We start from the raw sequence: 992 nt of genomic DNA on the forward strand, positions 1-992 counted from the left end.
TAATTACGCGAACTCTTAAACCGTATTCGGTACGATATACTTCATATGAAAAAGGTTTCTCAGCGTCAGCAGTCAAGGCGCCTGCAAAAATAGGAGTTGTACAAATTATTGCCTCTGAATTTGCTGGTACGTAGTAATCAGCAAAAAAATCTGAGTCTTCAGAGTCTTGCGTCCAGCCGCTAGCAACTGGTTCAGAATTCCATGTCAAACAGTTTGCGTCTAATCCTTTGTCATAATTGAAACCTTCTTGGATCACAATTTTCTGAGATGAACTTTGTTGTAAAGCTTTTTGTTTGATTAAGGAGTCAACTTTAACAACGCGCGCTCGAACTATACTAATAAACAGGCACGTATATAAAATTACTAAAAAACTCCCTAAGCATGTTGCTAAAACTAATAACTTCTTAGGTGAAATCTGTTTTCTACTAATTTTCATATGATTACAAGTTATAAGAATTAATAAGTAATACAGGCGCCCCCTGAACGGTTAAAAGAAAAACAGCAAATAGTGCAATCATGTGTAAAATAATAAAATTATACAAAGGAAAATTGTGACTCGTAAACGTTTAATTATTGAAATGGGAATGGGGATCGACCAGCATGGGCAAGAACCAACGATAGCAGCTTCTAGAGCAGTACGCAACGCAATAGCGAATAATGCTTTACCTGGAGTATGGGAAGTTGCTGGTTTAACTGACCCAAATCAAATGATAGTTGAAGTGCAAGTTGCTGTTCCTTATCCTGAACAAGTTCGAGAAGAGGAAGTTTTAGCTGTATTACCATTTGGTAGAAAATCGCTGAGTGTCCAAGATGGCGGTATGGTTGTACAAGGTCGAGCTATTGCGGAACTAAACGATAAGAATGACGAAATGCTAATTGCTGTAGCAGCAGTTACAGTTTACATTGAGTAGGTGGGGAACGGGCAAGGATGCCATTGGTGTCAAGTTAAGGTTGGCGCCCATACGTCAACGATAGGTTTTGTGATGAACGAG

At 38.8% G+C, this 992-nt stretch carries 2 protein-coding genes; one reads left to right on the top strand and one right to left on the bottom strand.

The window, feature by feature from the left end; genetic code table 11:
* The coding region (locus AC2JBO_RS45010) for a hypothetical protein (RefSeq protein ID WP_496960100.1) at positions 1 to 436 on the bottom strand (436 nt) is incomplete at its 3' end.
* A gap of 115 nt (positions 437 to 551) precedes the next feature.
* Here AC2JBO_RS45010 and AC2JBO_RS45015 point away from each other — a divergent pair.
* The gene (locus AC2JBO_RS45015; protein WP_496960101.1) at positions 552 to 911 is read left to right on the top strand and encodes a Lin0512 family protein; all 360 of its coding nucleotides are present in this window, start codon (positions 552 to 554) and stop codon (positions 909 to 911) included.
* Positions 912 to 992 lie beyond the last annotated feature (81 nt).

This window comes from Calothrix sp. CBUCES-K 9914 (assembly GCF_059640475.1).